Genomic DNA, 22,206 nt, shown 5'->3' on the forward strand with positions numbered 1-22,206 from the left:
ACCCGTACTGCCGCCGCCTCGTCTCTCCGCTCGATTCGTGACTCGGCCCGCCGGGCACCGCACCGCGCCGCACCGCACCGCACCGCGCCGCACCGCGCCGCACCGCACGGCACCGCACCGCACCGGCCGGACCGACCGACCGACGAAAGAGAGCGATCCCATGCGCCGAACCGTCCTCAGCGCCGCGGCACTTGCGTGCACCGCCGTGCTGGCGAGCACCGTCCCCGCCTTCGCCGCCGGTGCCGCCACGACGCCGAGCCCGGTACCGACCCGGGTACCGGCCACCACCATCCCCGCGCCCGCCGCGACCCCGAGCCGGGCGCCGGCCACCGCCCGGCCCGTCCCGAGCACGGCACCGACCCGCGCACCCTCCCGCGGCCAGGTCCCCGTCGTACCGAAGGGCGCGCCCGACACCGGAGTGGCGACGACGTCCCCGGAGTCCGGCACCGGGACGGGACTGATCGCGGGAGGTGCCGCGGCGGCGTTCGCCGCGGGCGGCGCGGCGGTCCTCGTCGTACGCCGCCGGCGGGCGACCGGGGCATGACCTCGCTCTCCGGGCGCGCCTTCGTCACCGCGGCGACGGCGTCGCTGCTGGTGGCCTGCGGCGGCAACGGCCACCCGGCCGCACGCTCCACCAGTACGCCACCACCGCCACCGGCCTCATCGTCACCGGCCGCGCAGTCGACGGGCCCCGTGAAGGATGCGGTGCACGCCCTGGGGCGTTCGGTCCCGGTCAGGATCCAGATCCCGGCCATCGGCGTCGACACCCCGGTGATGCGGCTGGGCCTCGCGCCGGACGGCACCGCGCAGGTGCCCCCGGTCACGGCACACGACCGGGCGGGCTGGTACGGGCACTCGCCGACACCGGGGCAGGTCGGGCCGTCGGTCATCCTCGGCCATGTCACCGTCGGCAAGTACGGGGACGGAGTCTTCCGTCACCTCGCACGGCTGCACCGGGGCGACCGGATCGTGGCGCGCCTGGGGAACGGCACGTCGGCGGTGTTCACCGTCAGGTCGCTGCGCACGGTCGCCAAGAGTCACTTCCCGACGGAGCAGGTGTACGGGGACGTGGACCACCCCGAGTTGCGGCTCATCACCTGCGGCGGCCCCCGCACCGGCGACGGCTACGCGGACAACGTGATCGTCTTCGCCGGCCTGAGCGGTACGACCCCCTGACCCCGGCCGTATGCCGGGCCGCCGGAACGGAACGCGAGCCGCCGGCCCGGCATCCTCACCCACAAGTGCCCTTTCCCGGAGCCTGGAGAGCGTTGAAACGGTCACGCGACAAGGCGGCGTCGGAGCTGTTCGCCGGCCTGTACCCGCGCCTCGCCGGCTGGTGCCGCCGGCTCGTCGACGACGACGAGACGGCCCACGAGATCGCCTCGGAGGCGTTCACCCGGCTCTGGGCCCGCTGGACGTCGGTGGAGGAACCCCGCGGTTTCCTCTACGTCACCGCGGCCAACCTCGTCCGGGACCACTGGCGAAAGCTGGAGCGCGAGCGCCGGGCGATGCGCCGTGCCACCGCGGAGGCCGCCGTCCGCCCGCACACCGAACAGGCGGACCCGTCGGTACGCCTGCTGGTGCAGTCGCTGCCGGATCGACTCCGTGTCCCGATCCTCCTCCACTACTACGCCGACATGCCGATCCGGGAGGTGTCCGTGCTGACCGGACGCAAGGAAGGAACCGTCAAGGCCGACCTGCACGCGGCCCGGGAACTGCTCCGCGCCCACCTGAGGAGAAGCCTTGACCGCACGCGCTGACGGCACCGCGGAGTTCGATCCGGAGCCGCAGGACCCCCTGGCCGTGATCCTGCGCCCCCCGGCCCCCGACCACCTGGCCCCGCCCCCCGGTACCTACGAGACGATCCGCCGCACCGCGGCCCGCCGCCGCCTGCTCCGCACCGCGGCCGGCGCTGCCCTGGCCTGCGCCGCCGCGGCCCTGATCGCGCTTCCTTTCCACCTGGCGGCCCCTGTCGACCCCGCGCCCCCGCTCGCCCCGCCCCCGGTGAGCGGCCAGGCCCCGCGGCCCTCGACGCCGGCCTCCCCGCCTCCGTCCTCGCCGCCGTCCGCCACGCCCCCGGCATCGGCGTACCCCACCCCCGCAACACCCTCCGGCCGAGCCCCGCGATCCCCGCGAACCAACCCCTCCGCGATCCCGGAGGGCCGGGGAGCAGTCTCCCCCCGGGCCCCCGGGGCGACACCGAGTCCGGCCGCGACGACGCCGGCACCAAGCACCCCGTCGCCGGAACGCACCGGGCCCGCCGGGGTGGCCGCCACACCTTGACGATCCCGGATTCGTCCGCGCGCCCGTCAGCGAGTGAGGCGGCCGTGGTCCGGGCCGACGAGGGCCCCGGCTCGGCCTATCGGCGGCCGGCTCCCTGGCGCACCGCCTCGGCCTCCGGACCCTCGATCTCGAGGTTCGGCCCGGCGTTCCGGCGCTCCTGGAGGTGGGCGTGGGCCATCAGACCGAACAGGACGGCGAGCAGGACGGCCGACGAGCCCGCGGTCCCCAGGTCGAGGCCGCCCTTGGCGACCGGCTTGGTGAGGAAGTCGCCGGCGGTTGCGCCGAGCGGGCGGGTCAGGACGAAGGCGATCCAGAACAGCAGCACGTTCGACACCGCGGGCACCTTCATCAGTGCGACGAGTACCCCCAGGAGTCCGGCCACGAGCAGCGCTCCGCCCAGAAAGCCGAGCCCCGAGCTGTCGGAGAGGAAGTCGCCCATGGAGGTGCCGAGCGTGTTGGAGACGAGGATCGCCGACCAGAACAGCGCCTCGCCGCGGAAGCTGACGATGTCGCGGATCTGGAACGTCATCCCGGACATCTTCCACACCGCGAAGATCACGAGCAGCATCGAGATCAGGATCGCCGCGCCGGCGGGGTAGCCGAGGCCGAGGCCCTGGGGGCCCCAGCCGAGCGAGGTGGCGCCGCTCGAGAGGTACTTGGTGCTGGCGTCGCGGTTCATGAAGTCGGACATCGTGGTGCCGGCCATGCTGGTCGACAGGATCACGGTCCAGTAGAAGAAGGGGTTGTAGCGGCTGGACCGGAGCTGGACGATCAACGTCACAACGAAGATCAGGAAGAGGGCGATCGTGGTGACGAAATAGCCGAGTTTGAGGGTCTGGGCGAACAGGTCGCCGGCTGTCTCGCCCAGCGTTGTCGCGGCGATCTTCATGATCCAGAATGCCAGAGTGACCTCGGGCAGCTTCTTCATCGCGGATTTCGTCGACGGCAAAGGGTACTCCTGTGCGTATGGGGGGTTTCAATTCCTGTTCGACCCGGACCAGGTCAACCTGAACGCATCCTGAACGTCCGCAACTTTCGGTACCGCCGCAGCGCACGGCGTCGCGCGTTTATTGTGCGCCGTCACGCAGTCGTCACCTCGCATTGCGGCCACCGGCGCTCCGGCGCGCATGGAAAACCTTCGGTTCTAGGATTTACGGCAGCCGGGCGCATTGTGTTCACGCGGTGCGGTGTGCCCCTGAAGCCGCGACGACAGGGCGACCGTATCTCCCGAGATATCCGCTGAATTCACATCCCGAAGTACGAACCCGGCGGTACAGGAAGCGTCCGGAACAAAGGTGCGAGGCGGGGTGCGATGTCCGAGCGGGCGGTGTGGACTCAGCCCGCATCCGTCCAGACCGTCGTCCGGTCCTGGCGGGCACCGGCGAGCACGGCGGGATGTTCCCTGACCAAGTCGCTTACCAGAGCGAAGAGTTCGTGGCCGAGCGACCGCCCCGCGGCAGCGAACAGATCGGGGTGGAGGCCGGGGAAGGTGATCTCGTCCACGATGATGGGCCGGCCCTCACACAGGATCAGGCCGAAGCCGACCAGCGGCAGGCGCAGAGCCTGCTGGGCGCGCTGGGCGAGCCGGGAGTGCATCGGGGAGACTTCGCAGCCGTCGACATAGCCACCGGCCCCCTCGGGGTCGTACGGCGGCTCGCTCCGGCATTGGGCGGCACTCGCTCGGGCAGCGGCGGCCAGGACATCGCGCGGCGGCCAGGGCATCGCGCGGCGGCCAGGACATCGCGCGGCGGCCAGGGCATCGCGCGGCGGCCAGGGCATCCGGCTACCGCTACGGCTACGGCTCCGCGTGGTGCCGAGTTCGGCGACATGGCCGGCGATCGATCCAGCCGGGCATGAGGTGCATGGCGGCTCAGTAGCGGCCGCCCTCCGGTGCCGGCAGGGCGTCGAGGTCGGCGAGGTCCGCCGCGCTGAGCTTGACGTCCGCCGCACCGGCGGTGTCCGCCAGGTGCGTCGGGGCCCTGGTCCCGGGGACGGGCACCACGTACCGGCCCTGGTCCAGCAACCAGGCCAGTGCCACCTGCGCCGGGGTGGCCCCCCGCCCGGCGATCTCCCGCACCCGGCCGACGATGGCCAGGTTGGCACGCAGCGCGTCGCGCTGGAAGCACGGCAGCCGGCGCCGCAAGTCGCCCTCGGGCAGGTCGTCGAAGGACGAGAACCGCCCGGTGCGGAAGCCCCGCCCGAGCGGCGCGAACGGCACGAACGCGATGCCCTGCTCCAAGGACCAGCCGTAGGCGAGAGCCCCGGCACCATGCCGCGCGCACCGCCGGAAACCCGGTCCGCGGCGCTCTCAGCTCCGCCCGTGGCCGCCGGCTTCGCCGTGCGGGGCGGCCGTCGCCTGCTGGTGGAGGTGATGGGCCCACACCTGCAGGCCGAGCGCGGCCTCCACGTACTCGCGTGCGGCACCCACTCCGTCAGCGGCACGTTCCTTGAACGCCATGGCACGCGTGTGACGATCCTCCACCTGTTCCCGGACCATGCCGCAGAGCAGTCGGGCCAGTTCGTCCGCGGAGCCGGTTTCAACGGCACGCGCGGCCACCGGGATCACCGGCCCGATGTCGAGTCCGGCCGGCTTGAGCCCCGTGAAGGGAGCGCCCTCTCCGGCCCGGTGCACACGGACCACCGTCTCGAAGAACCAGCGGTCGGCCACCTCGCGCCCCGTGGGGCCGAGCGCTCGCGCCGCGACGGCCAGACGGAACGCGTCACGGATTTCCCTCTCCCCCTCCTCCTGCACATAGGGGAGGACAAGATCGATGTCCTGCTTCGCCAGAGCCTCGCGCGCGGCCGTGACGACGGGGCCGTCGAGGGAGTCGCAGTGCGGTGGCATCGCGCATCACCTCCTCCCTCCAGGATGCGGGCGGCGAGATGCCCCCGGCAACGCGAGATCGCTCCCCCGGCACGGCGACCCTCACCCCGGCCCGGGGCGCCACCGCCGACCGACAGCGAGCCGCGCCAAGGGCATCTGCCGTTGAGATCACGGTCTTGCAACCTGATCGCACGACGACCGGCCCGTACGAGGGGTGGCAGGTGATCGGACTGGCGGTGACTCTGCCGGCACCGGTGTACCGGGCGGCATCGCGGCGCTCCATCGCGGGCGCTGTGCTCGGCACCACCGCTGGCCTGACGGTGCCGCCTATTACGACTGGTGGGACGACTCCGGCGGCCTCTTCGTGGTCGGCGTGGGGATGGTCATGATGGGGAGCCTCGCCGTGACCGCCGCCGTCTCCGCCGTGATCGTCTCCGTGAAACGGGACGTACGGCGGACCGGAGCTCGACGGCAGGCTGCACTGCCCCGCCGCGCGCCGGTCCGCCCGGTGTCCGCGCCGGACCTCGGGGATGCCGCCGCCGACGTCAGCCGAGACGTCCGAAGACCGCGGCCAGGAGCACACCGGATGCGAGGAAGACGACGGTCAGCGTCGCCATGGCGGCCTTCTGCTCTCCGGTCACCCCGGTTTGCGGCATGGCCATTCCGGTACCGGCGGAGGTTGCCGCGGCCGTCGGCCCGTGAACCGCCTCGCCGCCCTTTCCAAGTACCCGTACCGTCCCCATCCCGTGCTTCAGGTGGTTGCTCACCAGCCAGACGTTGACGGGATAGGCGAAGGCGAGCCCGGCCAGGACGGCGAGGGAGAACGTGGCCCAGAAGCCGACACCGGCGGTGTCGTCGGTGCCCGGCACGTGGCTCCGGATGATCACGAGCACGGCCACCATGGCGCCCATCACGCAGTTCATCGACAGCCACTCCGCGAACACCGTGGAACGCACGGCTCCGAGGTAGCTTCCGCCGAGCATGTCGCGCATGAACAAGGCCTGGAAGACGAGCAGCCCGAAGCCGAAACCCACGATGTACTCGAGCAGGCTGTCGCCCCAGGGAGGAAGACCGATCACCGAAGCGATCACTGCCGCCATCATGATGCCGGTGGCATCGCCGGCCACGCAGTGGATGGTGGATCCGAAAGCCTGTTTCCACAGCGGTGTCACAAACCGTTCGTGGTCTCCTGGCCGGGGTTCCTTGCACGAGAGCACATAGAGCGCGGCGCCGATGGGGCCGATGTAGAGGGTCACCAGCACCCAACCCCACTTCATCACCGTGAGTTCGGGGTTATTGGTGAACGCGTCGAGCCCAACGTAGACAACGGACAGGGCGACCAGGAAGAACCAGACATACATCAGTGCGTCAGCCGTGGTCCCGCTGACACCACCGGCGGCCACACACATATGCAGCTTCCCCCTCGACCATCCGCTCGGTAACCGAGACGCCGTGTTCCGCGATGGATCATGATGCTCCGCGGGGTACTTCCCGGGGCGGCCCGACGCACCTCGCCACGACTTCTGTGCGGTCGCTCTCACCCCAGTGGACGTGCCGACCGGTGCACCGGCGGAACGCCGGCACGCCCGGCGGCCGGTGCCCCGGACGCCGCTGCCGGCCGGCCTCGTCGCGCGGCGTCATCGCTCCGCCAAACGGCAACGAGGAGCGACCTCCCCACCCTTGATTCCGTCTTCCTTCACGTCCTGCTGCACAGTGATCAGGGCGCCTCCTCTGTTTGTGAAGTCCCGTACCTCCACTTCGTCGAGTATCCGGAGGTCGATCCCCTTGGGCCAGCACGTGCGCGCATTCACCAATGCCCCGGAAGGCTTTTCCCAGACTCGAAGCCTCCAGGTCCGCTCCCACGAAGTTGGCGCCTCGCAGGTCAGCCCCGTCGAACACTGCACCTTTGAGGATGGTGTCCCGAAATTGGGCCCCGCGAAGGTCGACATTGGTGAAGACGGCATCACGCAGAGTATTTCCGCTGAAGTTGATTCCATGGATGTCACGATTCCCCGGCGAGCAGCCCGGGATGCTCTCGGCGGCTTCGACATCCGCTCTCCACGTCGCGTACTTCGCGGAAGCATCGAACGCGATCTGCAAGTTGAGAGTCGCGAGCCCCACCGAGAGACCCGTGATGAGACCTCCACCGATGGCCGAGAGGACCCCGATTCTGGATCCCTTCTCCGTCTGATGGATGGCCATCCTCCAGGCATCGACCGCAAAGAGCATTCCGAGCACGAGGAGCATGGCGATGAGGAGCCATTGCCATGGGCCGGAGGCGGGCACGCGAATCCACCCCTTGCCTGCACATCTGGATTTCGGTGCGTACGCGCACGGACCCTTGTCAAGGCGTCGGCACGCGAGTCGCTCTGTGGCGCAACCTGCATCCTTCGGCTGCCGCACGGCCTTGGACGCGACCGCGTTCACCTCTTCCACCGGGAGAAGCTCGAAGCTTGCCGCAGCACGCAGTGGAAGGCCTGCACAGGGTGTCGTTCCGGAGCCTGGCCGGAATTTGGGATTCCCATTGACGGCGCGTCCCACCTGAGGGGTCGTCTCAGTCCGTGCAGCTACCGCCAATCAGGACATCGTCTCAGCCACGTCCGCCCTTGTACGTCGGCGTTGCCCCGCTCGAACCGGTGCGCTCCGATTTGGCGTTCCGGGGGGCGGAGACGTCAAGCCCCAAAAGTCCCCTCGCACGCTGCCCCGCCGGCGCGCCGTGTCACAGCGCTTTGGCGGCGATTCCAGGACCAGGGCTGGGATCCGCCCGCCGATGACGAGAGGTGGGAGGAACACGGTCTCGTCTTCTCCTCGGCCATGGGCAAACCGCTCCACGCCGCCACGGTCCGTCGCGCCCTCCGTCGCACTTTCCGTCAGGCGCTCAGGGACGTCGAGCGGATCAACGCCGACGAGTGGACCCCGAGGGAGCTGAGGCACGGTTTCGTGTCCCCGCTCTCCGACCGGGCCGTCCGCCGGAGAAGATCGCCCGGCTCGTCGGGCACTCCGGTCACGGCCCTGACCGAGGAGGTCTACCGGAAGCAGACGCGGCCCGTGATCCACACCGGCGCTGCGGTCGTGGACGGCATCTCCGGCGCCGATCCGCGGCGGCCATAGGCACGCAGGAAGCACTCCTGAACCGATGGTCACACCGTTGACACTCAGCAACGCCAGAGGGCCCTCACCAATCCGGTGAGGGCCCTCTGAACTGCTTCTCAGCTGTCGGGGTGGCGGGATTTGAACCCACGACCTCTTCGTCCCGATGCAGGTCGGGGAGTTGGTATGGGCTGGTTCTCGTGGGTGGCGATCCGTACGGCTTTCTTGATCCACTCCCCGCGCTCCCCAGGGCTGATCCGTCAGGACGACGAGGGCTGGAGACGCGTCCTATGGCCCCACAGGGGCGGGGGCGAGGCGGCCTCCGGCCCCGCGGACCACCTCGCGGCGGGCCCCTCACGGACGCCGACCGGACGCCGACCATCTTCATCGAGGAGGAGTCCGTGACCGGTCGGTTCACCGAAGGCGGTGGCGTGTGCGTCCTCCGATTCGAGTCAGCAAGTATGGCGCAGGTAGCAGATCCGCTGCGCCGACACCGGGCCGGGGACGGTGTGCAATTCGAACTTGAACTGCCCCGGCTGGTTCGCGTACGCGCCATGGTTAGTCTGGGGAGCATTTTGCGGGGGGTGCGGATTTGCATAGTGCAGGACCAGGAGCGTGCCAGGGCTCTGGTAGATCTTGTTGTCCCCGGGCCATGTCTTGCTGCATGACGTGCTGCCGGCCGGCCGCCAGCACGCGAATGCGCCGTTATGGACGCCGTCTGGCGACTTGTAGGCGATAAAGGGGCCAGGGCAATACGTCACGCCTGCCCTGGAGGGGCATGGTTGCCCCGCGTACCTGTGGAACGAGTTGAGTACCCAATCCGTCCTCTTCGGTGTTGGGCATGTTGCACTCTGGGGATGGCGGCAGACCCAGAACTCCTGGACGGGGGGATTCTTCGTGTTAGGAGGCCAGACTCCCACGTGAGCGATCTTGAGGCGCATACCCGATCTCTCCTGGAGCAGGAGGGCATTGTGGACCCGGTAATACGGTTGCCCCGGAATCCGGTAAATGACAGCCACGCCCCGCGATGGAGCCTTCAGGGCTGCGGCTGCCACGTTCGCGGCGTCAGCGGGACGGGTTGCCGCAGGGCTCAGTGACAGGGCGGGTGCCGCAGCGGCAGCGGTGAGAACCATGGTCACCAGTGCGGTTCGGACCAGGCGGCCTGCGTGTACGAACATGGGGTCCCTTCTGATTACTCCCATGACCACCGAAAGACCTCTGGTGTTTGCCACGGCCAACCGAGGCATTACCTGAAAACCCGAAGGATCAACCACTTGGGGCAGCAGTTTCACGGCGAACGGGTCCGCCACCCTTTGCGACGAACTCGCCGACGGTGTAGTTGTCGGCCGCTCCGCATGCCTGACGGGATCCGAGTCGGTCGGGGGAAATGACGGACTCGTTCAGGTGCGGATGGCCCCGGTACGAGCGGTACGCGTTCTCCGCGAAAACGGCTACGGCCTCATCGGTCGTCGGGGGCTGCCCGGCACCGCGGTCTCAGCCCAGCACCCTCCCCAGCGCCCACACCACCGGTGCCGCCGCCGACAGCGGAGGGCCACTCCTGCCGTGAAGTGCACGACGTGCTGAACCGGCCGGACAAGGTTGCGGAGCGGACGCGAACCAGGGTGGAGACAGCCATCGCGGAACTCGGTTACGTCCGTGCGGGCCAGTCAGCGGAGACGGCGGCGCACTGGCGGTGGACTGGATTTGCGACCTGGTTGTTCCAGCCAGCCACGACGGGCTGGTACCCGAAGAAGGCCCCGCAGGAGGCACGCCCTGTGCCGGTGATGGCTGACCCCTGGCCGGGAGTGCCGGCGCGCGGCCGGAATGCCTCTGAGGGCGGACGCGTGCTGGCTTCCGATCGCGCGAGGCCTTACTCCGCATGGGCTCAGGCACTCGCACAAGACGGTCATGGAGGAGCTCGGAATCCCGCCCAAGCTCATGGATGAGCGCCTCGGGCACGAGGACGGTTCGGTGCAGGCGCCCTACTCGCACATCACTGCGCGGATGAGGAATCGGCTCATGGATGCACTGACCGAGCAGTGGGAGGAGTCGTTGCAGGCGCGGTTGGCCATGCATCCCCGGTCCCCGGTGCGCGCGCTCAATGCCTTGCCGAGAGCGCGCCAGGGGTGACGCTCGGGGAGTGGATTTCCTTGATCCTCTCCCCGTTCACTCCCCAGAGGTCCCAAGGAACGAGTCAGGGCCAGTCTCCCGTGAAGGAGAACTGGCCCTGACCTGGTGTTTCACTGTCGGGGTGGCGGGATTTGAACCCACGACCTCTTCGTCCCGAACGAAGCGCGCTGCCAAGCTGCGCTACACCCCGATGTCGCTGCTTGTCGCGGCGACGACGCTTACTTTAGCCCACTGGTGCCTGGAGACGAAATCCGGTTTTGGTGCGGCGGCGGACCGGGTTCGGGCGGGCGTGGTCGAGGATCACGAGGAGGATGGCCAGGGTGTAGAAGGAGAGGCCCAGCAGCAGGGCGTTGCCGAGGACGTGTTTGTAGCCGTGCTGGTCCACGTTCAGGAACGGGTACAGGTAGCGGTCGGGGGAGCCCTGGAGGAGCAGTGCGCCTCGGGTGAGGGAGAAGGCCAGGTAGGCCAGCGGGTAGAGCATCCACGGGGCCGCCTGGCGCAGGTGGAGGCCGTCGGGGGCGGTCAGCAGGAGCCAGTCCAGGAGGGCGGCGACGGGCGCCGCGGTGTGGAGTGTCTGGCCGGCTGTCGTCTGCCAGAGGGGGTGGATGCCGGGGACGCCCGTGATCGAGAGCGGCGGGGAGGTCCGGGCCAGGAGCAGGTGGTGGACCAGGGCCGTGATCGCGACGTAGAGCACTGCCGCGCCGGTCACTGCCGACGGCAGGGGACGGCGGGCGGCCCATGCCCTGCGGGCGGAGAGCATGAGGACCAGTGCCAGCAGGATGCCGCTCTGGATCGCGAAGTGACTCAGGACGCGGGCCGGAGGGCCCACGATCAGGTCCGCGGCCACCGCGGCCGCTGTGGCCGCGCCGACCAGGAGACGGTAGACCGCTGCCCAGGGGCGGCGCGCGGGTGCCACCACGGCGGTCGCCGGAACGGCGGAGGGCATCGGCGCGGTGATGCCCGGGATCGCGGGGAGGTCCGGTATGTCCCGAGGGACCGGGGGTATCGGGGCGGTCATGCCCTCACGGTAGGAAGGGTGGGCACAAGGGGCGATTCGGGTGGGCCGTGTGAGTTACGGTCGTCCGTCGTCCGTCGTCCGTCGTCCGTCGTCCGTCGTCCGTCGTCCGGCCACCGCCTCCGCCTGCGGCGGCCGTGCCGTCTTCCACCGGTCCACCCCCCCTGCACCCTCCGGCTACTCCCGCCCCACCAGCGTCAGCAGCGTCGCCTCCGGGGGGCAGGCGAAACGGACCGGGGTGTAGCGGTTGGTGCCGCAGCCGGCTGAGACGTGGAGGTAGGACGTGTGGCCCTCGGAGGCGTGGGTGGACAGGCCCTTCACGCGGTCGGTGTCCAGGTCGCAGTTGGTGACCAGCGCCCCGTAGAAGGGGACGCAGAGCTGGCCGCCGTGGGTGTGGCCGGCCAGGATCAGGGGGTAGGCGTCGGCCGTGAACGCGTCCAGGACCCGCAGGTACGGCGCGTGGACCACGCCCATCGAGAAGTCCGCCGAGCCGGACGGGCCGCCGGCCACCCGCGCATAGCGGTCCCGCTTGATGTGCGGGTCGTCCAGGCCCGTCAGCTCCACCGAGACGCCCTCGGCCTTCAGCACGCCGCGGGTGTTCGTCAGGTTGAGCCAGCCCGCCGCGTCGAAGGCGTCGCGCAGGTCCTCCCACGGGTTGTGGACGACTCCCACGGCGGGCGCGTTGCCGTTCAGGCCGTGGCGGCCGCTGGCCTTCTCCATCAGGTAGCGGGCGGGGTTGCGCAGCTTGGGGCCGTAGTAGTCGTTGGAGCCGAAGACGTACGCCCCCGGGAACTCCATCAGCGGGCCCAGCGCGTCCAGGACCTCCGGTACGCCCTCCGGGTCGGACAGGTTGTCGCCCGTGTTGATCACGAAGTCGGGGCGCAGGCCGGCCAGCGAGCGCAGCCAGCGCTGCTTCTTGCGCTGGCCACCGACCATGTGGATGTCGGAGACCTGCAGTACCCGCAGGGAGCGCATGCCCGAGGGCAGGACGGGGACGGTCACCCGCCGCAGGCGGAAGGAGCGGGCCTCGAAGCCCGCCGAGTAGAGGAGACCGGCGGTCGCGACCGCCGTGATGCCCAGGGGTACTCCGTATCGCGCGCGCATCTGTCCATCGTGTCAGGCCCGTGCGGTACGGCGGAAATCAGCCGGGTCCCACCGCCCTGCCAACACGCGCGCGTGGCCCGTTAATCCGCGCGCGGTCGCGTCGCCGTACCTGCGACAATCGGACCCATGACCACGCTCAAGTCGAAGCTGCAGGAAGACCTCAACGCCGCGATCAAGGAGCGCGACGAGCTCCGCTCCTCGACGCTCCGGCTGACGCTCGCCGCGATCACCAAGGAGGAGGTCGCGGGCAAGGAGAAGCGTGAGCTCTCCGACGACGAGGTGCTCAAGGTGATCACCAAGGAGGCCAAGAAGCGCCGGGAGGCGGCCGACGCCTTCGCACAGGGTGGTCGCGCGGAGTCGGCCGAGCGGGAGAAGGCGGAGGGCGAGGTGCTCGCCGCGTATCTGCCGAAGCAGCTGTCGGACGAGGAGCTGAACGAGATCGTGGCCGCCGCCGTGGCGGAGGCCGGGGCGGCCGGCGCGGAGGGGCCGCGGGCCATGGGCGCGGTCATGAAGATCGTGAACCCGAAGGTCGCGGGTCAGGCCGAGGGCGGCCGCGTCGCCGCCGCGGTCAAGAAGCTGCTGGCCGGCTGATCCGGCTTCCGGCCCGGACCGCTCGCAAAGAGCGGGAGGTCCGGGTACGGCGAAGGGGCGCACGGCAGACCAGCTGCCGGCGCCCCTTCGCCGTGGTGCGGCGGGTTCGCCGTGGTCCGGCGGGCTGGCTCGTCAGCCGCGCCGCCCCCCGTTGCCGTTCCCGTTCGTCCCGGCGTTCTGGCCCTGGATGAAGCCCTGGGGGATGGAGAAGGTCGGCGTCGGGAAGGTGCCGCCGTTGGTGGCCCCGGCGTCGGTGCCGCCGTTGGTCAGGCCGCCGATGAGGCCGCCGATGACGTTCCCGCCGCCTGTGTCACCGGTGCCCCCGTCCGTGGTGCCGTTTCCGGTCCCCGGACCCTGGCCTTTTCCCTTGTCCTTGCCACCGCCGTCCGGGATGTTGACGAGGTTGAAGGCGGGGGCGGGCTTGCCCGCGAGGGCGCCGGTCATCGCGTCCCGCCAGATCGGGCCGGGCACCTGACCGCCGTAGACCAGGGCGTTGAAGACACCGCCGATGGTGATGTTGGTCATCTGGACCTTCTGGGTGGCGCTGCCCACCCACACCGCGCCCGCCATGTTCGGCGTGTACCCGACGAACCACGCGTTCTTGCGCTCGTCCGTCGTACCCGTCTTACCCGCGTTGTCGCAGTCGGAGAGGCCGGCCTGCTGACCCGTACCGGAGTCGACCACGCCCTGCAGCAGTGTGTTGACGGTGTCCGCGGTCTTCTCGGACATGGCGCGCGAGCAGGTCGACCTCGGCACGGCCAGCGACTTCTCCTGGCCGCCGATCTTCTGCCTGATCGACTCGATGGCGACCGGCGTGCAGTACATGCCCCGGGAGGCGAAGGCGGCGTACGCAGTCGCCATCGTCAGCGGGGAGATGCCCTTGGATCCCAGCGCGATCGCGGGCACCTGGGGCAGCTTGTCGCCGTTGCCCTGCACCACGTGCAGCTTGTCGGTCATGCCGACCACCGGGCACAGGCCGACCTCGGAGATCATCTGCACGAAGTAGGTGTTGACCGACTTCGCCATGGCCTCCTTCATGGCGTACGGGCCGTGTTCCGACTTGCTCTCGTTCTCGACCTTGGCGTGCTCCTGGTTGGTCCACGGCTTGCCGCTGCACGTCTGGACCGGGCTCGGGTACTCCATCTGGTACGGCGAGGAGTACTCCTGGGTGGCCGGCTTGCCCTGCTCCAGCGCTGCGGCCGCCACGAAGGGCTTGAAGGTCGAACCGGTCGGGAAGCCGAAGTTCGAGCCGCCCATGTCGCTGCCGACCGAGTAGTTGATCTCGGTCTCGTTCTTGCCGTAGCCGTACGGCTTGGACTGGCCCATCGCGACGACCTTGCCGGTGCCCGGCTCGACCAGCACGGCCGCGGCCGCGACCGGGTCCGACTGGTAGACGTGCTGCTTGAGCGAGGCCTGTACGGAGGCCTGCGCCTGCGGGTCCAGCGTGGTACGGATGGTCAGACCGCCCTGGTTCCAGAGCTTGGCCCGCCGCTCGCGGGTCTTGCCGAAGACCGGGTCGTTGAGGAAGACCTGCTCGACGTACTTGCAGAAGAAGCCGGCGCCCTTGACCGCGGTGATGCAGCCGTTGCGCGGCTGGGTGACCTTCAGGACGATCGGCTGCTTCTTGGCCCTGTCGGCCTCCGCCTGCGAGATGTTGCCCACCTCGGCCATGCGCTGGAGCACGGTGTTGCGCCGCTTGGTGGCCTCCGCCTCGTCGTTGACCGGGTCGTAGCGGCTCGGCGACTGGACGATGCCGGCCAGCAGTGCCGCCTCCGGCAGCGTCAGGTCCTTGGCGTGCTTGGAGAAGTAGCGCTGGGCGGCGGCCTCGACGCCGTAGGCCTGCTCACCGAAGAAGGTGATGTTCAGGTAGTTCTCGAGGATCTTCTTCTTGCCCAGCTGCTGCTCGACCTGGATCGCGTACTTCAGTTCCTTGATCTTGCGGCCGAGGGTCTGCTGGGTGGCCTGCGCGACCTTCGTCGGGTCGTCGCCGGCCTCCTCGACGAAGACGTTCTTCACGTACTGCTGGGTGAGCGTGGAGGCGCCCTGGGCGACCCCGCCGCTCTGTGCGTTCTTGTTGAGCGCCCGCAGCACGCCCTTCAGGTCGATCGCGCCGTGCTGGTAGAAGCGCGAGTCCTCGATGGCGACGATCGCCTTCTGCATGTACGGCGAGATGTCCTTGAGCTCCACCACCGTACGGTCGCGGGAGTAGACCTGGGCGAGCTGGTGGCCCTGTTCGTCCAGGATCGTGGTGCGCTGACTGAGCGGCGGACGTTTGAGGTTGGCCGGGATGTCGTCGAACCCCTGGACCGATCCCTTGGCCGCCAGGCCCAGCACACCGGCCGCGGGCAGCGCGATGCCGGCCAGGACCGCTCCCGCGAGCACACTGACACCGAGGAACTTGGCGGCCTGTTGCGTTGGCGACAGACCACCGCCCGAGCGCTTCTTTGGCATGAGGGCAGCCTACGTTCTCATTCGCGGGACACGCGTATATGCCTTGGCCTAAGCTGCTCTCAACTGTCACAGCCGTGCGGCCACGTATCAATACGTGCGGCGATCTCGAAACGTTCCGGATCCTCTCGAATTTTTTGGCCGGGGTGGTCTCGGGGCGATGTCGGGGCGGGTCGGACGGTGTGACGGCGAGAGCGTCGGAGGCATCGGAAGCATTCGAAGTGTGTGGAATGCGTGCCCGAATTCGCCTTGTGTGCCACCTGGCGTCCCTTGTGGCGCAACTGAACTGTCCCGATATGCCGGGAATGTTGCATATGTCGTCACCTCACTCCCCCGGGTGATCTGCGGCTAACCCATAGTCCGTTCGGGCCATTCAAGATTGGGCCCGCTGGGGGTGTTGCGCTGTGCCCGCCTTCCGTAACGTCCTCAACTGGCGGCGGTGAATATGCCGCTGCCGCCGTGGGGGAGCCTCGATTCGGGAGAGGACGGCGCCGGTATGGGCTGGGTAACCGACTGGAGTGCGCAGGCGGCCTGCCGCACTACCGATCCGGATGAACTGTTCGTTCAGGGAGCAGCGCAGAACAGGGCCAAGGCGGTGTGTACCGGATGCCCGGTACGCACCGAATGTCTCGCCGACGCGCTCGACAACCGTGTCGAGTTCGGCGTGTGGGGAGGTATGACGGAGCGGGAGCGCCGCGCACTGCTGCGCCGGCGGCCGACCGTCACCTCGTGGCGCCGGCTGCTGGAGACGGCGCGCATGGAGTACGAGCGCGGGACGGGCCTGGTGTCTCTCGACGACGACCAGGTGTACGAGAGCTACGCGGCGGTGAGCTGAGGGCGGCCCATTCCGGTTGTGACGATATGCCTGATCTGCCCGGGTTGTCCGATGGCGCTCCGGGCAGGAGGGCCGGGAGGCGCGCGTGCGTCAGGCGCTCGCCTCGGGCAGCTCCCGGCGGTTGTCCGCCAGGCGGTTTCCGATGTCCCGCAGCCCCGCGAGATCGTGTACGTCGCCGGGCAGTGCGGCCACTTCGGCCACCGCCACCTCGGGATGCAGCGCGGTGAAGCGGTCACGCGTGCGCTGCTCGCGGGAGAGCAGCTGCATACGCTCGGCGTGCAGCCTCAGCAGACCCGCGGTGACCTGGTCGACGGACGGCTCCGGATCGGAGTCTCCATCGGTCGCCGGTGCCCCCGCCGTGGAAGAGGAATCCGGAGAATCGGGAGAATCGGGAGAGGCGGACGAACCGGAAGAGGCGGGCGCATCGGGAGAGAACGCGGAAGAAGAAGCGGGAGATTCTGAACTGCCGTACGTTTCGGGAGAGTTACGAAGTCCAGCTTTCCCGTCCCCCTGATCCACAATGCGGGGCTCCTCAAGATTTTCCGCGGCGGCGAGCGCCCGCTCGGCCGACAGCCGGCCGGCGCCGCTGCCGTGGACGCGATTGAGTACCAGACCGGCCAGCGGCATCTTCTCGGCGGCCAGCCGCTCCACGAAGTACGCGGCCTCGCGCAGCGCGTCCCGCTCCGGGGCCGCGACCACCAGGAACGCCGTACCAGGTGCCTGGAGCAGCTTGTACGTGGCGTCCGCGCGCGTACGGAAACCGCCGAAGGTGGTGTCCATCGCGGCCACGAACGTCTGGACGTCCTTGAGCAGCTGACCGCCCAGCAGCTTGCCCAGCGTGCCGGTCATCATCGACATCCCGACGTTCAGGAACTTCATCCCCGCGCGCCCGCCCAGCTTCGCCGGGGCGGTCAGCAGCCGGATCAGCCGGCCGTCGAGGAAGGAGCCGAGCCGCTTGGGCGCGTCCAGGAAGTCCAGGGCCGAGCGCGAGGGCGGGGTGTCGACGATGATGAGGTCCCACTCGTCCTTGGCCCGCAACTGGCCCAGCTTCTCCATCGCCATGTACTCCTGCGTGCCCGCGAAGCCCGCCGAGAGCGACTGGTAGAAGGGGTTCGCCAGGATCGTGGCGGCCCGCTCGGGGTCCGCGTGCGCCTCGACGACCTCGTCGAAGGTGCGCTTCATGTCGAGCATCATGGCGTGCAGTTCGCCGTCGCCCTCGGTGCCCTTCACCCGGCGCGGGACGTTGTCCAGCGAGTCGATGCCCATGGACTGGGCGAGCCGGCGGGCCGGGTCGATGGTCAGGACGACCACCTTGCGGCCGCGCTCGGCGGCCCGCAGCCCGAGGGCCGCCGCCGTCGTCGTCTTGCCGACCCCGCCCGAGCCGCAGCACACCACGATCCGCGTGTCGGGGTCGTCGAGCAGAGGGTCGACGCCGAGCACGCGCGCGGGTGCCAGCCGGCGGCCGGAGTCGTGCGCACGCGACGCCTCGTGGGCGTGGGCCGAGGAACGCGCAGTGTCCTGGGCGTAGGCCGGGTCCGGGCTCATGACATCCCCTGCTTCCGCAGCTCGGTCGCCAGTTCGTACAGGCCCGCCAGGTCCATGCCCTCGGCGAGCATCGGCAGTTCGTGCAGCGGCAGACCCAGCTCGCTCAGCACGGACCGCTGCTCCTGTTCCAGCGTGTACCGCTCGGAGTACTCCTCGGCCTGCGCCAGCAGCGGATCCACCAGCCGCTCGGCGTTCCCGCCGCGCCGCGCGCCGCCGAGTCCGGCCAGGGACAGCGACCGGGCCAGCGCGGTCCGCGGAACGGTCCGTACGAGTTCCAGGTCGGCCGCGTCCAGCACCTGCGGCCGCACCATGTTCACGATGATGCGGCCCACCGGCAGCCGGGCGGTGCGCAGTTCGGCGATGCCGTCCACGGTCTCCTGGACGGGCATCTCCTCCAGCAGTGTGACCAGATGCACGGCCGTCTCGGCCGACTTGAGCACGCGCATCACGGCCTGTGCCTGATTGTGTATCGGGCCGATCTTGGCGAGCCCGGCCACCTCGTCGTTGACGTTGAGGAAGCGGGTGATGCGTCCGGTGGGCGGCGCGTCCATGATCACGTAGTCGTAGACGAAGCGTCCGCCCTTGTCCTTGCGTCGCACCGCCTCGCACGCCTTGCCGGTCAGCAGGACGTCCCTGAGGCCCGGGGCGATGGTGGTGGCGAAGTCGATCGCGCCGAGCTTCTTCAGGGCCCGGCCGGCGCCGCCCAGCTTGTAGAACATCTGGAGGTAGTCCAGAAGCGCCAGTTCGGGGTCTATGGCGAGTGCGTACACCTCCCCGCCCCCGGGAGCGACCGCGATCTTCCGTTCCTCATAGGGCAGCGCCTCCGTTTCGAAGAGCTGTGCGATGCCCTGCCGACCCTCGACCTCGACGAGGAGCGTCCGCTTCCCCTCCGTGGCCAGGGCCAGCGCGAGGGCGGCGGCGACCGTCGTCTTGCCGGTCCCGCCCTTGCCGCTGACGACCTGGAGCCTGCTCACGCCTTCGAGCCTAACCAGTCCGCGCTCCGGTCACGCCGGAGGCTGTGGACAACGGCCGCCGAAGTCGGCGACATCCGTGGTGGACGACAGGGGCTACAGTCGGCCACATGACCAAGTGGGAATACGCAACCGTGCCGCTGCTCGTCCATGCCACGAAGCAGATTCTGGACACCTGGGGCGAGGACGGCTGGGAGCTCGTCCAGGTCGTGCCCGGACCGAACCCCGAGCAGCTCGTGGCCTACCTGAAGCGGGAGAAGCAGGCGTGAGCGCGGTCGAGGCGAGGCTGGCCGAACTGGGCCTGAGGCTGCCGGAGGTCGTGCCGCCGCTGGCCGCATACCAGCCGGCCGTGCAGTCCGGCCCGTACGTCTACACCGCCGGTCAGCTGCCGATGGTCGACGGCAAGCTTCCGGTCACCGGCAAGGTGGGCCTCGAGGTCACCGCGGAGGAGGCCAAGGACCTGGCCCGCACCTGCGCGCTGAACGCCCTCGCGGCCGTCAAGTCCGTCGTGGGCGACCTGGACCGCATCGCACGCGTGGTGAAGGTCGTGGGCTTCGTCGCCTCGGCCGCCGACTTCACCGGCCAGCCGGGCGTCGTCAACGGCGCCAGCGAACTGCTGGGCGAGGTCCTGGGTGAGAAGGGCGTCCACGCCCGCAGCGCGGTCGGCGTGGCGGTCCTGCCCCTGGACGCGCCGGTGGAGGTCGAAATCCAGGTCGAGCTGGCACCGTAGGCAGGGGTCGCGGGTAGGACTGGACCGGGCGAGCGCCGGGCACACGGCCCGCCCGTGCCGGCCGCACCATCGGTCCATGCCGGCCGCACCATCGCCATGCCGGCCGCACCACCGGCCCATGCTGGTCAGTCACCGGCCCATGCTGGTCAGTCACCGGCCCATGCTGGTCAGTCACCGGCCCATGCTGGTCAGCCGCCGGTTCGTGCCGGTCGCGCCGCCGGTTTGCGGCGGCCGCACCATGGCCGGTTCCTGGGGGCGGGCCGGACGGGCCGCCGCCTGCCACCTGCCATCCGCCATCCGCTACAGGCCGAGCACCGGTTTGGGCAGCCCGGCGGGGCTGACCGACGGCCCCCGACTGGGCTCACCGCAGGTCCGGGAGCCCGACGCCGGTCCTACGGCCCTGCGGGGAGTGCAGCAGGCTTCCGTGCGTGCACCGCGGGTGCACCGCGGGTGCACCGCGGGTCTTTGGGGAGGATCGCCCCCCCGGGGCGCCGTCCCCTGCGGTGCGGAGGGCGGCCGGCTCCTGCGGACAGCAGCATCCGCCTGCGTGGGGCTCACGGGCGTCCTGTCGTGCTGTGCCCCTCCGCAGGCCCGCGGTCGCCGTCAGGCTGTGCCGCTCCCTCTCCAGGCCAGGCCCCGCGGCCGCCCTGGCCGGGCGCATCACACACTCCTCCGGGGCCCCGGCCGCCCGGTCGGAGCGGGCCGGTGGCCCCTGACCTCGGTCGGGTACCTCTCGAACATTTGGGCACCACGGGATAGCCTCCGGCCATGGCGAATGGGCAGTGGTTTCCCCCGGACTGGCCGGACCGTATTCGTGCGCTCGCGGACGGCAGCCTGACCCCGGTCACGCCGAAGCGTGCGGCCACGGTGATGCTGCTGAGGGACACCGATGCCGGGCCGGCCGTGCACATGCTGCGCAGACGGGCCTCCATGGCCTTCGCCGCCGGCGCCTACGCGTACCCGGGCGGTGGCGTCGATCCGCGCGACGACGATCAGCACGTCCGCTGGGCGGGCCCCACGCGCGCGTGGTGGGCCGATCGGCTCGGGGTGGACGAGACGGCGGCTCAGGCGATCGTCTGTGCGGCCGTCCGGGAGACGTACGAGGAGGCGGGCGTGCTGCTCGCCGGGCCCACCACCGACACCGTCGTCGGCGACACCACGGGCACGGACTGGGAGGCCGACCGCGCCGCCCTGGTCGCCCGTGAGCTGTCGTTCGCCCAGTTCCTCGACCGCCGGGGTCTGACCCTGCGCTCGGACCTGCTGGGCGCCTGGACCCGGTGGATCACCCCCGAGTTCGAACCCCGCCGCTACGACACCTGGTTCTTCGTGGCCGCCCTCCCCGAGGGCCAGCGCACCCGGAACGCCTCCACGGAGGCCGACCGCACGGTGTGGATCCGCCCCGAGGACGCGGCGGCCTCGTACGACGACGGCGAGCTGCTGATGATGCCGCCCACCATCGCCACCCTGCGCCAGCTGACCCCCTACGGCAGCCCCACCGAGGCGCTCACGGCGGCGCGGGACCGCGATCTGACCCCCGTGCTCGCCCGGGCCCGCCTGGTGGACGGCGCGGTCGTCCTGTCCTGGCCGGGCCACGACGAGTTCACCAAGCACATCCCGACCGGCACGGCTCCCGCATGACGCACGGCTCCCGCATGAAGCACGGTTTGCGCATGAAACACCGCGCCCGCACGAGACGCCGCTCCTGCCCGAGGCGGCGGTCCCGCCCGGCGCCGACCAGCCCCGGCGTGACCTCGCGCGCGCCCCGCACGTCCGACGTCCAGGAAGGTCCCCTCGCATGACGGACGCAGCAGCGCTCCCCGGCCAGCCCCGGGGCGGCGTCCTCACCGGCCCCGCCACCGCGCGGGCCGTCAACGTCCTCGCGCCCAACGCCTCCGCCATGACCCTGGACGGCACCAACACCTGGATCGTCTCCGAACCCGACTCCGAGCTGGCCGTGGTGATCGACCCGGGGCCCCTGGACGAGGGGCACCTGAGCAATGTCGTCGACACCGCGGAGAAGGCCGGCAAGCGGATCGCCCTGACCCTGCTGACGCACGGTCACCCCGATCACGCCGACGGAGCCGCCCGCTTCGCCGAGCTGACCCGTACGCGCGTGCGTGCCCTGGACCCGGCACTGCGGCTCGGCGAGGAAGGGCTGGGCGCCGGGGACGTGGTCAGGGTCGGCGACCTGGAGCTGAGGGTCGTACCGACCCCCGGCCACACCGCGGACTCCCTCTGCTTCCACCTCCCGGCCGACCGGGCGGTCCTCACCGGCGACACGATCCTGGGCCGCGGTACGACGGTCGTGGCGCACCCCGACGGCCGCCTCGGCGACTACCTGGACTCGCTGCGCCGGCTCAGGTCCCTCACGGTCGACGACGGCGTGCACACGGTCCTGCCCGGTCACGGCCCGGTCCTGGACGACGCCCAGGGCGCAGTCGAGTACTACCTCGCCCACCGCGCCCACCGGCTCGCCCAGGTCGAGACGGCGGTCGAGGACGGCTACCGCAGCCCGTCCCAGGTCGTCGCCCACGTGTACGCCGACGTGGACCGCTCCCTGTGGCCTGCGGCGGAGCTGTCGGTACGGGCGCAGATGGACTACCTCGAGGAGCACGGGCTCATCTAGTGCCGCGACCGCCG

22 protein-coding genes, 1 tRNA gene and 2 pseudogenes are annotated in these 22,206 nt (G+C 70.3%); 13 read left to right on the forward strand and 12 right to left on the reverse strand.

Annotation, left to right across the window (positions count from 1 at the left end; genetic code table 11):
- Positions 1-160 precede the first annotated feature (160 nt).
- The 4 genes from ACH4UM_RS33200 (at position 161) to ACH4UM_RS33215 (ending at position 2,283) form a co-directional block, all read left to right on the forward strand.
- Positions 161-544, forward strand: a complete 384-nt coding sequence (locus ACH4UM_RS33200; protein ID WP_398187570.1) for a sortase-dependent protein — start codon at positions 161-163, stop codon at positions 542-544.
- Positions 541-1,176 carry a class F sortase gene (locus tag ACH4UM_RS33205; protein WP_398187573.1) on the forward strand — a complete coding sequence of 212 codons (636 nt, stop codon included), beginning with the start codon at positions 541-543 and terminating at the stop codon, positions 1,174-1,176. Before ACH4UM_RS33200 ends, ACH4UM_RS33205 begins: the two co-directional genes overlap by 4 nt.
- Positions 1,177-1,268: 92 nt before the next feature.
- A complete protein-coding gene (locus ACH4UM_RS33210) occupies positions 1,269-1,760 on the forward strand; it encodes an RNA polymerase sigma factor (RefSeq protein ID WP_398187576.1) in 492 nt (163 codons plus the stop codon).
- On the forward strand, positions 1,744-2,283 hold the full coding sequence (locus ACH4UM_RS33215; RefSeq protein WP_398187579.1) for a hypothetical protein: 540 nt from the start codon (positions 1,744-1,746) through the stop codon (positions 2,281-2,283). Before ACH4UM_RS33210 ends, ACH4UM_RS33215 begins: the two co-directional genes overlap by 17 nt.
- 76 nt (positions 2,284-2,359) lie before the next feature.
- Here the strand turns inward: ACH4UM_RS33215 and ACH4UM_RS33220 are convergent, their stop codons facing one another.
- The 4 genes from ACH4UM_RS33220 to ACH4UM_RS33235 all read right to left on the reverse strand — a co-directional run bounded on the left by ACH4UM_RS33220 (position 2,360) and on the right by ACH4UM_RS33235 (position 5,128).
- Positions 2,360-3,232, reverse strand: coding sequence for a hypothetical protein (locus ACH4UM_RS33220; RefSeq protein WP_398187582.1), 873 nt, complete (start codon positions 3,230-3,232; stop codon positions 2,360-2,362).
- A 386-nt stretch (positions 3,233-3,618) separates the two neighbouring features.
- Positions 3,619-4,062 (reverse strand): hypothetical protein, encoded by a 444-nt coding sequence (locus ACH4UM_RS33225; RefSeq protein WP_398187585.1) that lies wholly within the window; start codon positions 4,060-4,062, stop codon positions 3,619-3,621.
- A 91-nt stretch (positions 4,063-4,153) separates the two neighbouring features.
- Positions 4,154-4,522 carry an aldo/keto reductase gene (locus ACH4UM_RS33230; protein WP_398187587.1) on the reverse strand — a complete coding sequence of 123 codons (369 nt, stop codon included), beginning with the start codon at positions 4,520-4,522 and terminating at the stop codon, positions 4,154-4,156.
- 69 nt (positions 4,523-4,591) lie between these two features.
- Positions 4,592-5,128 (reverse strand): DUF6448 family protein, encoded by a 537-nt coding sequence (locus ACH4UM_RS33235; RefSeq protein WP_398187590.1) that lies wholly within the window; start codon positions 5,126-5,128, stop codon positions 4,592-4,594.
- A gap of 155 nt (positions 5,129-5,283) precedes the next feature.
- Between ACH4UM_RS33235 and ACH4UM_RS33240 the strand changes: the two are divergent.
- Positions 5,284-5,570 (forward strand): annotated as a pseudogene (locus tag ACH4UM_RS33240) (hypothetical protein); the annotation flags it as partial.
- Between the two features lie 82 nt (positions 5,571-5,652).
- Here the strand turns inward: ACH4UM_RS33240 and ACH4UM_RS33245 are convergent.
- Both ACH4UM_RS33245 and ACH4UM_RS33250 read right to left on the reverse strand, forming a co-directional pair.
- A complete protein-coding gene (locus tag ACH4UM_RS33245; RefSeq protein WP_398187593.1) occupies positions 5,653-6,510 on the reverse strand; it encodes a DUF4396 domain-containing protein in 858 nt (285 codons plus the stop codon).
- A 64-nt stretch (positions 6,511-6,574) separates the two neighbouring features.
- A complete protein-coding gene (locus ACH4UM_RS33250; protein WP_398187596.1) occupies positions 6,575-7,354 on the reverse strand; it encodes a pentapeptide repeat-containing protein in 780 nt (259 codons plus the stop codon).
- 567 nt (positions 7,355-7,921) lie between these two features.
- Between ACH4UM_RS33250 and ACH4UM_RS33255 the strand changes: the two genes are divergently transcribed.
- The gene (locus ACH4UM_RS33255; RefSeq protein WP_398187599.1) at positions 7,922-8,218 is read left to right on the forward strand and encodes a hypothetical protein; all 297 of its coding nucleotides are present in this window, start codon (positions 7,922-7,924) and stop codon (positions 8,216-8,218) included.
- 1,547 nt (positions 8,219-9,765) lie between these two features.
- A pseudogene (locus ACH4UM_RS33260) lies at positions 9,766-10,327 on the forward strand (LacI family transcriptional regulator); the annotation flags it as partial.
- Between the two features lie 116 nt (positions 10,328-10,443).
- Here the strand turns inward: ACH4UM_RS33260 and ACH4UM_RS33265 are convergent.
- The 3 genes from ACH4UM_RS33265 to ACH4UM_RS33275 form a co-directional block, all read right to left on the reverse strand.
- Positions 10,444-10,517: transfer RNA gene (locus ACH4UM_RS33265), tRNA-Pro, on the reverse strand.
- 33 nt (positions 10,518-10,550) lie between these two features.
- Positions 10,551-11,345, reverse strand: coding sequence for a Pr6Pr family membrane protein (locus ACH4UM_RS33270; protein ID WP_398187601.1), 795 nt, complete (start codon positions 11,343-11,345; stop codon positions 10,551-10,553).
- A 174-nt stretch (positions 11,346-11,519) separates the two neighbouring features.
- Entirely contained in the window at positions 11,520-12,446 is a 927-nt protein-coding gene (locus ACH4UM_RS33275) for a metallophosphoesterase (protein ID WP_398187604.1), read from the reverse strand.
- 126 nt (positions 12,447-12,572) lie between these two features.
- On the opposite strand from ACH4UM_RS33275, the gene ACH4UM_RS33280 reads away from it, so the two are divergent.
- Positions 12,573-13,037 (forward strand): GatB/YqeY domain-containing protein, encoded by a 465-nt coding sequence (locus tag ACH4UM_RS33280; protein ID WP_398187607.1) that lies wholly within the window; start codon positions 12,573-12,575, stop codon positions 13,035-13,037.
- 132 nt (positions 13,038-13,169) lie between these two features.
- Here ACH4UM_RS33280 and ACH4UM_RS33285 read toward each other — a convergent pair whose 3' ends face one another.
- On the reverse strand, positions 13,170-15,488 hold the full coding sequence (locus tag ACH4UM_RS33285; RefSeq protein ID WP_398187610.1) for a transglycosylase domain-containing protein: 2,319 nt from the start codon (positions 15,486-15,488) through the stop codon (positions 13,170-13,172).
- A 493-nt stretch (positions 15,489-15,981) separates the two neighbouring features.
- Between ACH4UM_RS33285 and wblA the strand changes: the two genes are divergently transcribed.
- Positions 15,982-16,320, forward strand: a complete 339-nt coding sequence (gene wblA, locus ACH4UM_RS33290) for a transcriptional regulator WblA (protein WP_398187613.1) — start codon at positions 15,982-15,984, stop codon at positions 16,318-16,320.
- A gap of 90 nt (positions 16,321-16,410) precedes the next feature.
- Here the strand turns inward: wblA and ACH4UM_RS33295 are convergent, their stop codons facing one another.
- Entirely contained in the window at positions 16,411-17,865 is a 1,455-nt protein-coding gene (locus tag ACH4UM_RS33295; protein ID WP_398187616.1) for an ArsA family ATPase, read from the reverse strand.
- A complete protein-coding gene (locus tag ACH4UM_RS33300; RefSeq protein ID WP_398187619.1) occupies positions 17,862-18,839 on the reverse strand; it encodes an ArsA family ATPase in 978 nt (325 codons plus the stop codon). The genes ACH4UM_RS33295 and ACH4UM_RS33300 overlap by 4 nt, the downstream gene beginning before the upstream one ends.
- A 107-nt stretch (positions 18,840-18,946) precedes the next feature.
- Between ACH4UM_RS33300 and ACH4UM_RS33305 the strand changes: the two genes are divergently transcribed.
- The 4 genes from ACH4UM_RS33305 to ACH4UM_RS33320 all read left to right on the forward strand — a co-directional run bounded on the left by ACH4UM_RS33305 (position 18,947) and on the right by ACH4UM_RS33320 (position 22,192).
- Positions 18,947-19,105, forward strand: coding sequence for a DUF4177 domain-containing protein (locus tag ACH4UM_RS33305; RefSeq protein ID WP_009189813.1), 159 nt, complete (start codon positions 18,947-18,949; stop codon positions 19,103-19,105).
- Positions 19,102-19,566, forward strand: coding sequence for a RidA family protein (locus tag ACH4UM_RS33310; protein WP_398187622.1), 465 nt, complete (start codon positions 19,102-19,104; stop codon positions 19,564-19,566). Before ACH4UM_RS33305 ends, ACH4UM_RS33310 begins: the two co-directional genes overlap by 4 nt.
- Before the next feature lie 768 nt (positions 19,567-20,334).
- Positions 20,335-21,204 carry an NUDIX hydrolase gene (locus ACH4UM_RS33315; protein WP_398187625.1) on the forward strand — a complete coding sequence of 290 codons (870 nt, stop codon included), beginning with the start codon at positions 20,335-20,337 and terminating at the stop codon, positions 21,202-21,204.
- A 157-nt stretch (positions 21,205-21,361) separates the two neighbouring features.
- Positions 21,362-22,192, forward strand: a complete 831-nt coding sequence (locus ACH4UM_RS33320; protein WP_398187628.1) for an MBL fold metallo-hydrolase — start codon at positions 21,362-21,364, stop codon at positions 22,190-22,192.
- Positions 22,193-22,206 lie beyond the last annotated feature (14 nt).

Source organism: Streptomyces sp. NPDC020801 (genome assembly GCF_044334385.1).
GTDB lineage: Bacteria > Actinomycetota > Actinomycetes > Streptomycetales > Streptomycetaceae > Streptomyces.

Bases quoted from the DNA above. Each gene is read 5' to 3' on its own strand.
- ACH4UM_RS33200 (WP_398187570.1), top strand. From the start codon at position 161: ATGCGCCGAACCGTCCTCAGCGCCGCGGCACTTGCGTGCACCGCCGTG.
- ACH4UM_RS33205 (WP_398187573.1), top strand. From the start codon at position 541: ATGACCTCGCTCTCCGGGCGCGCCTTCGTCACCGCGGCGACGGCGTCG.
- ACH4UM_RS33225 (WP_398187585.1), bottom strand. From the start codon at position 4,062: ATGCCCTGGCCGCCGCGCGATGCCCTGGCCGCCGCGCGATGTCCTGGC.
- ACH4UM_RS33235 (WP_398187590.1), bottom strand. From the start codon at position 5,128: ATGCCACCGCACTGCGACTCCCTCGACGGCCCCGTCGTCACGGCCGCG.
- ACH4UM_RS33250 (WP_398187596.1), bottom strand. From the start codon at position 7,354: ATGCTCCTCGTGCTCGGAATGCTCTTTGCGGTCGATGCCTGGAGGATG.
- ACH4UM_RS33255 (WP_398187599.1), top strand. From the start codon at position 7,922: ATGGGCAAACCGCTCCACGCCGCCACGGTCCGTCGCGCCCTCCGTCGC.
- ACH4UM_RS33270 (WP_398187601.1), bottom strand. From the start codon at position 11,345: ATGACCGCCCCGATACCCCCGGTCCCTCGGGACATACCGGACCTCCCC.
- ACH4UM_RS33275 (WP_398187604.1), bottom strand. From the start codon at position 12,446: ATGCGCGCGCGATACGGAGTACCCCTGGGCATCACGGCGGTCGCGACC.
- ACH4UM_RS33280 (WP_398187607.1), top strand. From the start codon at position 12,573: ATGACCACGCTCAAGTCGAAGCTGCAGGAAGACCTCAACGCCGCGATC.
- ACH4UM_RS33285 (WP_398187610.1), bottom strand. From the start codon at position 15,488: ATGCCAAAGAAGCGCTCGGGCGGTGGTCTGTCGCCAACGCAACAGGCC.
- wblA (WP_398187613.1), top strand. From the start codon at position 15,982: ATGGGCTGGGTAACCGACTGGAGTGCGCAGGCGGCCTGCCGCACTACC.
- ACH4UM_RS33295 (WP_398187616.1), bottom strand. From the start codon at position 17,865: ATGAGCCCGGACCCGGCCTACGCCCAGGACACTGCGCGTTCCTCGGCC.
- ACH4UM_RS33305 (WP_009189813.1), top strand. From the start codon at position 18,947: ATGACCAAGTGGGAATACGCAACCGTGCCGCTGCTCGTCCATGCCACG.
- ACH4UM_RS33315 (WP_398187625.1), top strand. From the start codon at position 20,335: ATGGCGAATGGGCAGTGGTTTCCCCCGGACTGGCCGGACCGTATTCGT.
- ACH4UM_RS33320 (WP_398187628.1), top strand. From the start codon at position 21,362: ATGACGGACGCAGCAGCGCTCCCCGGCCAGCCCCGGGGCGGCGTCCTC.